The sequence below is a fragment of the bacterium genome, from assembly GCA_019695335.1.
Lineage (GTDB): Bacteria > CLD3 > CLD3 > SB21 > SB21 > JABWBZ01.
The window spans coordinates 1-13,478 of the sequence record JAIBAF010000019.1 but is presented as its reverse complement, the minus strand read 5'-3'; the positions used below and the strand labels follow the sequence as shown (position 1 = coordinate 13,478).

The following is a 13,478-nucleotide window of genomic DNA, read 5'->3' as shown; positions in this document are numbered from 1 at the left end:
TTATGAAACAATTGTTGAAAACATTTTTGATGGCGTGTGTAGCGGCTTTCGCCTGCTCATGCGGCGGAGGCGGTAGCGACGATAACAACGGCGGCGGACCGTCGCCGGATGAAACGACAATCATCTTGTCCGAAGCCAAGGGCTTATTTTCCGCAGGCTCGTATGCCGACGCCTACACGCATTACGCGACGTTATTCACTACCGGCAAAGCCGATTCCGCACACGCCGGCGCAGGCTGGTGCAAACTCCGGCTTAGCGACTACGCACTTGCGTCTGGTGAATTTTCACAATCCACGTCGATCGACGCACACGCCGGGCTGGTTTTCACCGGCTGGGCAACCGGTTCCCTCGACGGTGCGATCAGTGAGGCCGATTATGTGCTGGGATTAAACGCGAATTATTCGCTGTCGTATGATTCCCGTGTCACCAAAACGCACCTGATCTGGACCCAGGCGGCGTGTTACTTCCAGAAAAACCAGTACGCCAACTGCCTTGCAAAGATTCAACTGCTTGATTCCGGTTTCACGGCCAATATCAACGATCCCTCAATCAAAGAAATCCTGGCGGCAAAACTGGAAATCTTAGGAGCCGCGATGTAAGCCTCCGGGCCTGCACCGAGGATATGAAAAAATCCCGTGAATGGTTCGTTCACGGGATTTTTGTTAATCCAACCGAATCAAGTCAGATTACCCCGAACGTGTAAGCAACAAAACGAATCCTGCAGCGTAACTGAATCCTAGAAATTCCCATCCATTTCAGTATCATTTGTTATTCATGTATTTTATGAGGAGACAGACCCTATGTTACGGAATATAATTTTTTATGTATTTAGCATTCTTTTGACGTCACATGCTTTTTCGCAGACATCGGTAACTATCCCCGCCGATACGGCACATTGGGATTTGCAGGGAAAAGCAAAAATAGCCGACTATCAGGGACATTCGTGTATTTTCCTGGAAGGCGGCGTGGCGGTTTTGAAAGAAATTGAAATCCGCGACGGCGTGATCGACGTCGATATCAATGCTCCGATTGCTCCGAAAGGTTTTTTTGGAATTGAGTTCCGCGCCACTGCCGACGGGCTTCATTCTGAATACGTGTATCTCCGACCGCACAAGTCCGGCCTTCCTGACGCGATTCAATATACGCCCGTGCTGAATACCGGACTTAATTGGCAGATTTACAGCGGACCGGGATTCACCGCCGGCATCGATATCCCGAAAGACACGTGGTTCCATCTCCGGCTTGAAATCACAGGCGCGCAGGCCAAACTTTTCGTTGGCGATATGAATAATCCCGCACTGGTGATGAGCGATTTAAAAACGGACGTTCAAAAAGGTCAGATAGCATTGAGCGTTCTCACGGGCCCAACCTATTTCAGTAATTTTCAAATCAAGAAAACGCCCGACGCAGCCTGGAAACATACTTTACCGCCAATGCCGCGCGGCATCCTGACGAAATGGAGTTTGTCACGTGATTACGACGGTTTGAAACGCAATGCGGAAATTCCGCTTACATCCGCTGAAATGGACACGATGCCTTGGCAAAATGTGGAAGCGGAATCGCCCGGATTTGTGACGATCTACCGGTATCGCATGGCACCGCATCTGCGAGTAACATTCGCGACCGATTTTTCAACGCGCCTCGATCCGCAGCCTGGAACTAAGCTCATATACGCACGTACGAATATCGAATCCGATCGCGACCAGGTCAAAAAGCTCCACCTTGGTTATAGCGACGAAGTCTGCGTTTTTCTCAATGGCAAGATCATATTCCAAGGTCGCAGCGCACAAAACTTCCGCGACCCGGGTTTCCTCGGAATCATGGATCCGGAAAACGACGCAGTCTATCTGCCGCTGAAAAAAGGCCGTAATGAACTGGTATTGGCTATCCGTGAACTCGGCGGTGGATGGGGATTTATTGGAAGACTGGATGAATGAGATAGATTAAGGAATCCGTGAAACGTGTAAATTTCTCCTTGTTTTTTTCCTGCTCACTTCGTATCATTCGCACGTTTCACGGGCTCTTAGCTCAGCGGTTAGAGCAGAGGACTCATAATCCTTTGGTCCGGGGTTCAAATCCCTGAGGGCCCACCACTTCTGATGAATCATACGCGAATGAACGATATTCATTGTACAATGGAAACAATTTCAATTGTTCGGCGTATTGCTTTTGATCCGATTTCTTCATAAAACATCACATCACACATCATCACTATCAATCGAAAGTTGATCTATGCCCTACCGCATCCTCGTCGGCCTCATCTTTTTGAGCGTTATTGGTTGCTCGAATAAAAAGCCTCTGCCTGTCGATCCTGACTACGTCCAATCAATTCAGGAATGGCACCAGAAACGTATCGCTCGCCTGAAAACAGAAACAGGTTGGCTGAATTTAGTCGGATTACTCTGGCTCAAAGAAGGTGAAAATACTTTTGGAAGCGATTCTTCGAATGCCATCATCTTCCCGCCCACGGCGCCTGCAAAAGCTGGAACGTTCATCTTGCATGACGGACACGTATCGATCCGCGTGAATAAAGGTGTCGATATACTATCGAATGGAAAACCAGTCAAAGAAATGGCGCTCAATTCCGACGCCGATTCCAATACCACGCGTCTGGAAATGGGATCGTTTCGTTTTAACATCATTAAGCGCGGACACGAATACGGAATCCGCCTGCGGGATCTCGAAAGCCCATTGGTAAAGAACTTCACCGATATCGAAACCTATCCTATCGATCCGGCGTGGCGCGTGGAAGCGCATTTGGAACCGTATGATCCGCCGAAACAGATATTCGTCCCGACAGTTCTGAACACGATCGATACGACGGAATGTTTTGGCGCTGTCGTGTTCGAACTCGACGGCAAAACGTATCGCATCGATCCTGTCGCCAAAAAAACGGATGACGAACTTTTTCTCATCTTCGGCGACCAGACAAACGGTAAAGAAACCTACGGAGGCGGACGATTTATCTACATTCCAAATTTCGATTCAACCGGAAAAACTATTTTGGATTTCAATAAAGCATACAATCCTCCGTGTGTCTTTACCGAATTTGCAACTTGCCCTCTCCCGCCTCAACAAAACAAGTTACCGATTCAAATCCTAGCCGGTGAAAAAACCTTCGGTCACCGTAAACATTAAATTACGTTTAAGAATTTGTAAATAAAAAAAGGAATTTTACTTCGATCGTAAAATTCCTTTTTTGTTTTCCCCCATCTTTAAAATTCCAAAAAAACATAAAAAATGTGTAAAAAGAGGAATCGGTTTGCAGAAATTTTAGAATTACCTAATCCGGTGAACTTTCGGGTAGTTTTTCTTAATTTTTGACCAAAGTTTAACCGATTTTGTAAACATTGTGACGAAATCAGACTTACTGGCGGTTTTACCGGCAATACTTGTCTATCAAACTTACCAAAGTCGATTGTCTCATTTTGATACGAAATTAAAAAGTTATACACTTATTTTACTTGCACTTGCGCATAATCACACTGTTTATGTGCGATCCATCACGAGCCTAAATCAAAAATACTGAATTTATCGAATTACATATTTCGGCCTACGAATTGCTTAATAAGATTGGTGAAAGGACTTGATGTTTATATGTTCGATACGCCTAACAAAATAAAAAAAATCCTCATTGCTGAAGATGACGTTAATATTCGTCTTCTCACTCAGCAGATGCTGGAAGCTTTCGATTATGAAACTATTGCAGTTGAAAACGGGCTGGCAGCATGGAATCTTTTGGAAAAAGAAGAATTTGATCTCGTACTGACCGATATTATGATGCCGATGTTGAGCGGAACTGATTTGGTCAAACGTATACGGGAAAGTAAAAATTATCTTTTACCGATCATTGTCGTTTCGGGGTCGCATGTGGATTTATTTGACACGATGGAAGTTGGCAATACAAAGACATTGGCAAAACCGTTTCAATTGGAAACGTTAATCCGGTTGATTCAATCGTTTGAAACGCACATCGTGATTCCGGCTTAGCGTTTATTTTTCTACGTTCACGAGCAATACTTCATCACTATCGTCGCATTCTTTCATTTTCACGCGTATTTCTTCATTCGAAGACGTGGTCACAACTTTTCCGACGTAGTCGGGCTGTATCGGCAATTCACGCCGGCCGCGATCGACAAGTACAGCAAGTTCGACGCGATTTGGCCTGCCGAAATCCATGATAGCATCGAGCGCCGCACGGACCGAACGGCCTGTGAACAGCACATCGTCCACGAGTACGATATTCATTTCATTGACGTCAAACGGGACTTCCGTACTCTGCACCATCGGCTGTTTGAGCCTTGCGCGCGTGTCATCTCTGTAAAAACTCACGTCAAGAATACCGACTTTGACGAGAACTTTCTCATATTCCTGAATTTTCTCCGCAATTCGTTTGGCCAAAAATTCGCCGCGTGTGCGCATACCGATAATCGCGAGGTTATTGGCACCGCGATTCTTCTCGATGATTTCATGCGCGATGCGGGATACAACGCGTTGCAGATCGGTTTCGTCCATAACTTTGGATTTTACCGTGTAATTGCTTTTATACAAATTCATAAAGACTCCCCGTAAGTACTCGACCTCAATGTACGAAAAAAAATCCGATTTACAATTGAGTTTCCGTTTTAACAAAACGGTGGCTTTGGGCGATGATCATTTCAGCGATCAATAAAATTACGGCACCCAGCAGCACCCATTTCCATAATTCCGTACCGAATCTTGATTTTAAAATAATATCGTCGATCGGATCGTTTTCGTTGTGGACCGCATACCCGTTATCGCCCAATACGGCCTTCATTTTTTTCTCCGCGACTTTAATAAGTTTATTTTCCGACGGATCAACATTCGCATCAAATCTTTCCATCAGGCGATCATTGAGATACAACGCATAATTGTCGGATATTTCAACTCTCGGAAGTTCAATCAGCGCTTCATTGCCCATCGGTTTGACTTTGGGAATCAGTTCCCGCCCCTCGCTGCCTTTAATAACGATATTCTGCGAGGCGCTGGCCTGCAAGCGAAATTCTACAGGATCGCCGACAATAAATTGTTTCATCTCTCCGCGCCGTTTTGAATAAAGATACGAAACCGATCGGTTGATCAGCGGCGCAAAGATTCCTTTGACAGCAAGGTCGGATGACTCGAGATCCACACCGGACGCAAACAGAAAAACCGTTCCGTCACCGACCGCCCTTTCTTCCATAAACGGCGTATTCGTCGTGAGCTGAATAATGGTTTTACCCGAACCGCCGCTGTTTTCGATTTTGAAATATTTTTCAAAACGCGGCGACTCGACCGACCGATCGTTTTTGTTTTTTCCGCCGGAATCGAACATACCGGCGATCACAGGATGGGAATAGTCGATTTTACCAAATTGAACGAATTGTTGCGCAGCGCTTTGGTCGATCCACTGCGTCATCTGCCCGATACGCCATTTCTGCAACAATGTATTATAACTTTTTGAATCCGCGCTTTTGCCTGGAAAGATCATGACGCCGCCGCCTTTGGCCAAAAACGATTCGATCAATCGCCCGTGCGAATCTTCAAACCGCGTGATATTCGAAAAAACAATCACGTCAAAATCATTCAGATTCAACGCCGCCAGCTTACCGGGCGAGGAACGTTCCGTACGAATAACCGAAGTAAAATCGCCGCCGGGATTCAATGCAATCGCGAGAAACTCCACGTCTTCCGGTTGCTGTCCTACCAGCAAAACAGAGATTTTTTCAGGTACGTAAACATGAAAAAAACGTTTGTTATCGGCTAGATACGGATCGTCATCCAGTTCAACATGACCGGCGAGAAATCCTGTGCGTTGCGGCGTGATTTTAATATCAAATGTTCCGGCGTCCGATCCAGCCAGGCTCAGAGTCGATTGCGCAACACGTTTGCCGTCGAGATACACGCTCATCGGAAGCTCATCAACGCCTTGCGTGCCATAATTTTGTACTTCAACTTGTACATCAATCGGTTTGTTTTTCTCGACGATCTTGCTGAGTACGGTCACGGCCGTGATGCCGGTATTACGTATATCCGGTACGGCAAAGTCGATAAATATCGGCTTAACGGCTTCCGGATCGGCAAGGGATTCTTGCTGTGCGCTCCAACCGTTTTCCTGCATATCGCTTAATACATAAATTTCGCGATTGACATTTTTGGCCGAACTGAGCAATTGCCTTGCTTTGAAAATGGCCGCAGGAATATCGGCTGATTGATAAAGCCACGACAGGTTTTTTGCTTGAAGCTTCAGTTCACTAAAATTTCTCGTAAAGCCGTTATTCTTTTCCGAACCGGCTGCCGGAAGAATGAGCGCTTCATCTCCTTCTTTAAGATAATCGATAATTTGTGACGTTTTCATCTGCATCCGCTCGAATACGGAACCGTTGTCGCTGACGTATGAAGCGCTGGCAGAATTGTCGATGATAATTACAATGGAGGTTTTGGCATGCGCATCCACAGTTCCGGATGATCCAGCTTTCGACACAGGCCTTGCGAAGGCCAGCACCGCGAGTAACAGAACCAACGTTCGCAGAATCAATAAAATGATCTGCTGAAGTTTGACACGTTTGATTTTTTTGTTCTGAAGAATTTTAAGAAATTCGAGCGAACTGAAAGGAACAACTTGCGTTTTCTTCCGGTTGAGCAAATGGATTATCACCGGAATTAACGCCAAAGCGACGGCGGAAAGAATAAGAGCATTTAAAAAAGTAACCATATTACCTAGCGTTTCGCAGTGTCGGAACTGATACGTCCGTCGAACATTTTAATTACCCGGTCGGAGCGCTCGGCCAATTGTTCGTTATGCGTCACAATGACAAAAGTCTGCTGATATTTTTTACTCAATTCAAAAATCAGGTTGTGCAATGACTCACTCGATTCACGATCCAAATTGCCAGAAGGTTCGTCCGCCAGAACTAACCGCGGACGATTCATCAACGCGCGCGCAACGGCTACCCGCTGCTGTTCTCCGCCTGAAAGTTCACCCGGCCTGTGAGTCAGACGCTCGCCAAGCCCGACATTTTTCAATAATTCTTCCGCACGCTTTGAAATATCCGATCCTTTTTTTCCGGCAATCAGCGCCGGCATCAAAACATTTTCCAACGCCGTAAATTCCGGCAACAGGTGATGAAATTGAAAAACAAAACCGATGCGTTCGTTGCGTAATTGTGCCATTTGTTCGTCATTCATCGTTGCGACAGGAACACCGTCGATCTCGATATGTCCTCTGGTCGGCTTATCCAACGCTCCAAGAATATGCAGCAGAGTACTTTTGCCGACGCCTGATGGACCGATCACCGTCACAATCTCACCTTCAGCAATGCGAAGATTCACGCCTTTCAGAACGAGCAATTCGCTTTTGCCCATCACATACGATTTATAAATGTCAACCGCCTCGATGACCGCCTTCACGCGCTTCTCCGTCATTTGATTTTTTCCACAACAAAACTCGTTGATTCGGTACCGCTAAATTCGACTTCTTTATTGTCCAACATTCCGACACCGGCCATTTCAGCCGTCACGCCGCCGGTTTTTATTTTCCCTTCGATGATTGAAAACTGATACTCCCCGCTAATTTTAAATAAAAAATTAACCCCGAATTTTCGCTTTCCATCGTCAAACTTCCCATCGCCGCTGACATCGACTAGCAATGAAATTTTGGCAATGCTTCCGTCGACGCTTTCAAGTTTATATTCACCACTGATGGACGGAGACGCAATACCATATTCGTTTCCAAAAAGCTGGAGTAATTTCTCCTTCGAATAATAATCGGTAATTTTCCATTTATCGCCGACCTTAATAGGATCCGACGGCAGCGGAATAAAAACATTCTCAAATAATTTTAACTGCGCGCTGCGGTCTTTTTCTTTGACACCGGCAGATTTTTCATATTTGACCGATTCATTCAGAATTTTGCCAAACCTATCAAAAGCGAAAGCAAACGTTTCTCCGGACAGAACTTTTTGAAGCTTGTATGTTAAATTTTCTCCATCGCGTGTATAGCGCGTCACTTCGATCTCTGCGCTCATGTCATAGATTTCGCCGTCAAACGCCGTGACTTCCTGATACACGTCAAAAGCGGTCTCGCCGTAGGAAGCATTGGAATATACCGGCGAAGTAGTACTAAAGTTTCTGTAAGTACTTGTAGTCACGCGATACTGATCGCCGGGTTTATATTTATAAACCAAGACAACGATTTTACTTTTTTGCGAAAAAACGTTTCCGGCCAACAACATGGCGCACAATCCTGACATCCAAATGATTCTCATGCGATTCCTTATGATTTAAGCGCTTCGATCGGTTGAAGAGCCGATGCTTTACGCGCCGGATAAAATGTCGCAAATAAACATAAACCGAATGCGACGCACACGATGGCAACAAAATCCATCCATTGCAGTTCCATCGGCACGGCGTCCAGAAAAAATACGTCTTCAGGCAGTTTGACCAATTTGAAATGGATTTGCAAAAAGCAAAGAGTATAACCGATTAAACATCCTGTTACAATCCCAATACTGCCAACGGTCAACCCCTGCTGAACAAAAATCCGTGAGATCATTTTAGAATTTGCGCCAATTGTCTTCAAAATCCCGATATCGGATGTTTTCTGCATCACGACCATGATCAGCGTGCTGATGATATTAAAACCGGCCACCATGATTATCATACTGAGCAGTACCAACGACCCCCATTTCTCGACCTGCATGGCGCTGTATAAATCGCTATGCTGATCATACCATGTTTCAACCGTCCAGTCATTACCGAGTTCCTGCGATAACGATCTTTGTTGATCCCACGATTGTTCGATGTCCTGCAATCGTATATCAAATCCGCTGATAGCATCCGGCATTTCAAAAAGTGTCTGCGCGTCAGCGATCGAAATAAAGACGTACGCATTATCGTATTCAAACATATCGGTTCGGAAAATGCCGCTGATAATAAATTTTTTAGCAATCGGCATACTGAAAGGACTCGTTACGCCGACCGGACTAATAACTGTAACGGTGTCGCCCGGACCTAGATCTAATTGAACGGCAAGGCTATAGCCGACAACAATGCCATCGTACGAATTTTTTTGGGCTCCGAAGTCCACGCTTCCGATAACCAATTTATGCCGCAAATCCGTGACTTCTGTAATGGTGCTCTCCGACGTGCCTTTGACGAAAGCAACATGACCGCCGCTTTCGCTGGTGATCATGCCTTTTTCTAAAATATACGGCGACAAACCGGTTATCGGTTTCGCCTCACGCAATTTATCCGCCATCGTTTCCCAGTTTTCAATAGGCGTTTCATGCGGATGCTTGATTTTCAAATGGGCGTCGAATCCGATAAATCTCGAGCGCACTTCCCGTTCAAATCCATTCAGCATCGATAGCACGATAATGATCGCCATCACGCCTACGGTAACGCCGGCTACGGAAATCAAACCAATCAACGTCACAAAAAGATTTTCTCTTCTGGGACGCAAGTACCGCATTGCTATAAAACGCTCGAGTGACACTTTTCAGTTTCCTGTTAATGACTTATTCATAACGAATGGCTTCGACGGCATTAAGCTTCGAAGCTTTTAAGGAAGGATAAACAGTGGCCAGCACGCATAATATTACGGCAAACGTTGCAATAGTAATGAAATACCACAGATTGAGTTGAATCGGCACGGCGTCCATAAAATACACGTCGGAGGACAATGCAATAACTTTAAAGCGCATCTGCCATTCGCATAAAACCCATGCCAGTAAGCCTCCGCAACCGGCGCCCAACACGCCGATCAGAAGTCCTTCGATCATAAAAATCTTCCGGATACCGCGCTCCGGCGCGCCCATCGATTTTAAAATACCGATGTCTTTCGTTTTTTCAATCACGATCATAAATAACGTACCGATAATATTAAAAGCGGCCACCATGATTATCAAGCTAAATATAATCATCATCAGCAGGTTATTGGTTTCGAGCCACCCGAACAGATTACGATGCAGGTCAAACCACGTCCGCGCGTAATGCGGATAGCCGAAAGCTGCCGTCAACGAATCGGCCACATCCGGCGCTTCGTACAGATCATCCAGTTTGATTTCAAATCCGGTAATTCCGCTATGAAAATCGAATAACCTTTGTGCTTCGGCAATATCCACGTACACCAGGACATTGTCATATTCGGCCAAACCGCTCCGGTAAATTCCCGTCACACTAAATTGCCGGACTTTGGGCTGCTCGACAAACGCCAGCGTATTTTTCAAACTAAATAAAGTCACTTTATCGCCGAGAGAAACAAATAATTTATCGGCTAATTTTTTACCTATCAGAATTCCCGGCAACGCGGCGGAACTGTCCGACGGTTTGATCAGATCGATCGGCGAAGCCCCGCGAGAAGCAATCACGTCTTTGCGGATATTCAAAACCTCATTGACCGTTGTTTGATCGATCCCTTTCACGATCACGCCGTCTGTCGCACGTTTGGAACGGATCATGGCTTCTTTTTCGACATAAGGCGAGACGCCGCGAATGTGTCGCATTCCACGGATACGGGAGGCAATACCATCTCGATCATACATCAATCCTGCCCCTTCGAACGTTTTGAATCGCACATGCGCGTCAAAAGAAATGAATTTCAGTCTCATTTCTCTCTCAAATCCTGAAACAATACACAACGTAATGATCAAAGCGGCGGTACCCAAAGCCACGCCGGCAATGGAAATATACGCAATGACGGAAATGAATCCCGTCTTGCGTTTTGTCCACAAATATTTTTTTGCAATGAGGTACGTGTAAGCCATTGGGATTATGGGCTGATTTCTTTTTCTTTCAGGGTCAATTGATGAAACCGTTCACGCATACGGTCGAGAAATATTTTTTTTCCTTCGATTACGCCATATTCAGAGATTTTTGAACGAAGAAGTTCGTGTTCGGTTTCATTATATCCGTTTTCATCGAGTTTTTGTTTAATATCGCCGATTGCCTGCCATTCGCGTTTCGCGAACGATTGATTATTGAGCTTGGCATACAATTTATCCAACCGTTCGCGCAATTCGAGGCTGTTCTTCTCTGCCGAACGTGATTCGGCCAATAAAAAATCAATCGTGATCAATTGACGCTGAATATTGGGAAACTGTTTAAGTTCTTTATCCAGCTCGGAATATTTAACGCGCATATCCGCCAACGCATTTTCTTTTTCGGCAATGGATGAAACCGCTTCTGCATGCGTTTGCTGCTTTAATATTTCCAATTCGGTTTTAAGCTGAACGCCTTCGTCCCGGATTTGATGGAATTGATCCTGTAATTTTTTAAACCGATTGTATTCGCGCACATAATTTTCACGTTCTTTTTCATAATCCGGTTTTTCCGAAGCCTTTAGTCTTTCTTCATTCATCTGCGCGGTCAAGACATTGATTTCTACGCGCAGATCGGATTCCAGCCGGTAAATAACTTTTTCCAGTTCGGCAATCCCCTGCACTAATTCTGCATGAATTTTGCGACGCGAGGCCATGTCCTTTTCTAATTCCCGCCACTTCAAAAGCTCCTGATACTGCTGTTCAATCTCAGATTGCTCCGAAAGCCATTGCGCCAGTATTTTTTTTTCTTCGGCAATCCATTGACGCAATTCATCATTTCGATCCATGACACAACCCCTGAGATCGCTTACCGATTCATTCAATATGATGCTGAAATATAATTGAATATTGAATAAGATGGAACTTTGCGTTAGATTCGGACGAGTCAATGATACTATCGCATTGAGTAAAAATCAAGCTAAACTATTAGCATACTTGGAATTGAGAAGGAAAGGTTAATTTGTCAAAAACGTACCCTACCCAGGAAACCAAAGAACGGGCATTGCTCGTGGGTATCCAGTCGCCGGCTTCGTTATTTCCGGTCGATGATTGTTTGGAAGAATTAGCACTGCTGGCCGACACAGCCGGTGTTGACGTTATTCTCACGGTCAAACAAACGCTCAAACATATTGATGCCGGAACATACATCGGCAAAGGTAAAGTTCAGGAGATTGCCGATAAAGTTGTCGAAAATAAAATCCAGGTCGTTATCTTCGACGATGATCTATCGCCCGCACAGACCAAAAATCTTGAAAAATCCATTAAGTGTAAGATCATCGACCGGAGTGCGCTCATTCTCGATATTTTTGCCAAACGCGCGCGAACGCGCGAATCCAAAACGCAGGTAGAACTGGCACAGTTGCAGTACCTCCTTCCCCGTCTGACGCGGATCTGGACGCACCTTGAACGTCAGGCCGGCGGCGGCGTTTTCACCAAAGGCCCCGGCGAAACGCAGTTGGAAACGGACCGGCGGCTCGTCGGCCAGCGCATCGCCGTGCTCAAAGAGGAACTGAAGAAAATCGAATCACAGCGAAAAGTCCAGCGCGCCAGCCGGGACGGAATTTTTAAAGTCGCTCTCGTCGGATATACGAATGTCGGTAAATCCACACTGCTCAATACATTGTCCGATGCAGGTGTGTTTGTAGAAAACAGGCTCTTCGCCACTCTTGACGCGACGTCACGAAAAGTATTTCTCAGCAAAGATTACGAATGCATCATTACCGACACGGTCGGATTTATCCGTAAATTGCCACACGATCTCGTTGCCTCATTTCGTTCAACACTTGAAGAAGTGCATGAATCGGATGTGTTGCTTCATGTGGTCGATTTGGGCAATCATTTATTTGATGAACAAATGGAAACCGTGCAAACCGTTTTGGCCGAACTCAAAGCCAGTGAGAAACCTACGATCGTTGTTTTCAATAAAGTCGACCGTATTACCGACGATACTTTGCTAACGCAAATGAAAAAGCGATTCCCGGGAAGTATTTATATTTCTGCAGCACGGCGAATTGGAATTGATAAGCTCAAAAACGCTCTGATCGCGCAATTGCAAAATGACTACGTCGTCAGAACGATCAAAATGGATGCAACCGACGGGAAATTATATTCCATGGTCCGGCATCTGACCGAAATTCTCGATGAGACTCATAAAGAAACCCGGTTGACCATCAAATTTCGCGCGCGGAAAGAAGACGCTGAAAAGATCGAACGATATCAACAAAAATATAAAGACCGCGAAAAGATCAGTTCTGACGTGTCGTAGCATTTAAGTTCAGTTTATAAAAACAGTTAAGATCGATCATTATTATATTTTTTGTTGCTATTGCGGGCAACTTGCGCTATTTTATTACCATAATTAAAACCCTTTCTTGCAGACCCATATCTGAGTATACTAATTGCGCTTCTCCATTAACAAAATAATCTATTGCTGCATCCTTTCCGGGTGGCTAATTGGTGCTTTGCCCGGATTTGCACAGCGCGGTGATGCCGGTACGACGAGTATTTTCATGGAAACCGGCCTGGGCGCACGTGCGCAAGGATTCGGCCAGGCATTTACCGCCATCGCCAATGATGGCTCGGCAGTCTTCTGGAATCCGGCCGGACTGGATTATATCACGCAATCGAACGTCGTTGCCTATCACTCTACACTCGTTG

At 45.5% G+C, this 13,478-nt stretch carries 13 protein-coding genes and 1 tRNA gene; 7 read left to right on the top strand and 7 right to left on the bottom strand.

The features are described from left to right. The first annotated feature begins 2 nt into the window (after nucleotides 1-2). The 5 genes from K1X84_06850 (at nucleotide 3) to K1X84_06830 (ending at nucleotide 3,990) form a co-directional block, all read left to right on the top strand. Complete coding sequence (locus K1X84_06850) at nucleotides 3-599, top strand: hypothetical protein (protein ID MBX7151341.1); 597 nt, start codon at nucleotides 3-5, stop codon at nucleotides 597-599. Nucleotides 600-800: 201 nt separating this feature from the next. Then, a complete protein-coding gene (locus K1X84_06845; protein ID MBX7151340.1) occupies nucleotides 801-1,937 on the top strand; it encodes a DUF1080 domain-containing protein in 1,137 nt (378 codons plus the stop codon). A gap of 80 nt (nucleotides 1,938-2,017) precedes the next feature. Further along, nucleotides 2,018-2,093 (top strand) — tRNA-Ile (locus K1X84_06840). 139 nt (nucleotides 2,094-2,232) lie between these two features. Further along, the gene (locus K1X84_06835) at nucleotides 2,233-3,138 is read left to right on the top strand and encodes a DUF1684 domain-containing protein (protein MBX7151339.1); all 906 of its coding nucleotides are present in this window, start codon (nucleotides 2,233-2,235) and stop codon (nucleotides 3,136-3,138) included. A gap of 459 nt (nucleotides 3,139-3,597) precedes the next feature. Further along, nucleotides 3,598-3,990 (top strand): response regulator, encoded by a 393-nt coding sequence (locus tag K1X84_06830; GenBank protein MBX7151338.1) that lies wholly within the window; start codon nucleotides 3,598-3,600, stop codon nucleotides 3,988-3,990. A gap of 3 nt (nucleotides 3,991-3,993) precedes the next feature. On the opposite strand, the gene pyrR is transcribed toward K1X84_06830, so the two are convergent. From pyrR to K1X84_06795, 7 genes are read right to left on the bottom strand one after another with little or no spacing between them, the layout of a single operon-like run. Continuing rightward, the gene (gene pyrR, locus K1X84_06825) at nucleotides 3,994-4,557 is read right to left on the bottom strand and encodes a bifunctional pyr operon transcriptional regulator/uracil phosphoribosyltransferase PyrR (GenBank protein MBX7151337.1); all 564 of its coding nucleotides are present in this window, start codon (nucleotides 4,555-4,557) and stop codon (nucleotides 3,994-3,996) included. A gap of 49 nt (nucleotides 4,558-4,606) precedes the next feature. Further along, nucleotides 4,607-6,715 carry a BatA domain-containing protein gene (locus K1X84_06820; protein MBX7151336.1) on the bottom strand — a complete coding sequence of 703 codons (2,109 nt, stop codon included), beginning with the start codon at nucleotides 6,713-6,715 and terminating at the stop codon, nucleotides 4,607-4,609. Between the two features lie 5 nt (nucleotides 6,716-6,720). Beyond that, nucleotides 6,721-7,410: an ABC transporter ATP-binding protein gene (locus K1X84_06815; protein MBX7151335.1), complete on the bottom strand. Its 690-nt coding sequence runs from the start codon at nucleotides 7,408-7,410 to the stop codon at nucleotides 6,721-6,723. An 11-nt stretch (nucleotides 7,411-7,421) separates the two neighbouring features. After that, the gene (locus tag K1X84_06810; protein ID MBX7151334.1) at nucleotides 7,422-8,267 is read right to left on the bottom strand and encodes a hypothetical protein; all 846 of its coding nucleotides are present in this window, start codon (nucleotides 8,265-8,267) and stop codon (nucleotides 7,422-7,424) included. 8 nt (nucleotides 8,268-8,275) lie between these two features. Beyond that, nucleotides 8,276-9,496, bottom strand: coding sequence for an ABC transporter permease (locus K1X84_06805; protein MBX7151333.1), 1,221 nt, complete (start codon nucleotides 9,494-9,496; stop codon nucleotides 8,276-8,278). A gap of 22 nt (nucleotides 9,497-9,518) precedes the next feature. Continuing rightward, on the bottom strand, nucleotides 9,519-10,766 hold the full coding sequence (locus tag K1X84_06800) for an ABC transporter permease (GenBank protein MBX7151332.1): 1,248 nt from the start codon (nucleotides 10,764-10,766) through the stop codon (nucleotides 9,519-9,521). Between the two features lie 5 nt (nucleotides 10,767-10,771). Next, nucleotides 10,772-11,608 (bottom strand): hypothetical protein, encoded by an 837-nt coding sequence (locus K1X84_06795; GenBank protein MBX7151331.1) that lies wholly within the window; start codon nucleotides 11,606-11,608, stop codon nucleotides 10,772-10,774. Between the two features lie 173 nt (nucleotides 11,609-11,781). On the opposite strand from K1X84_06795, the gene hflX reads away from it, so the two are divergent. Both hflX and K1X84_06785 read left to right on the top strand, forming a co-directional pair. Next, nucleotides 11,782-13,086 (top strand): GTPase HflX, encoded by a 1,305-nt coding sequence (gene hflX, locus K1X84_06790; GenBank protein ID MBX7151330.1) that lies wholly within the window; start codon nucleotides 11,782-11,784, stop codon nucleotides 13,084-13,086. 196 nt (nucleotides 13,087-13,282) lie between these two features. Next, nucleotides 13,283-13,478, top strand: a 196-nt coding sequence (locus K1X84_06785) for a hypothetical protein (protein ID MBX7151329.1), incomplete at its 3' end; no start/stop codon positions are given.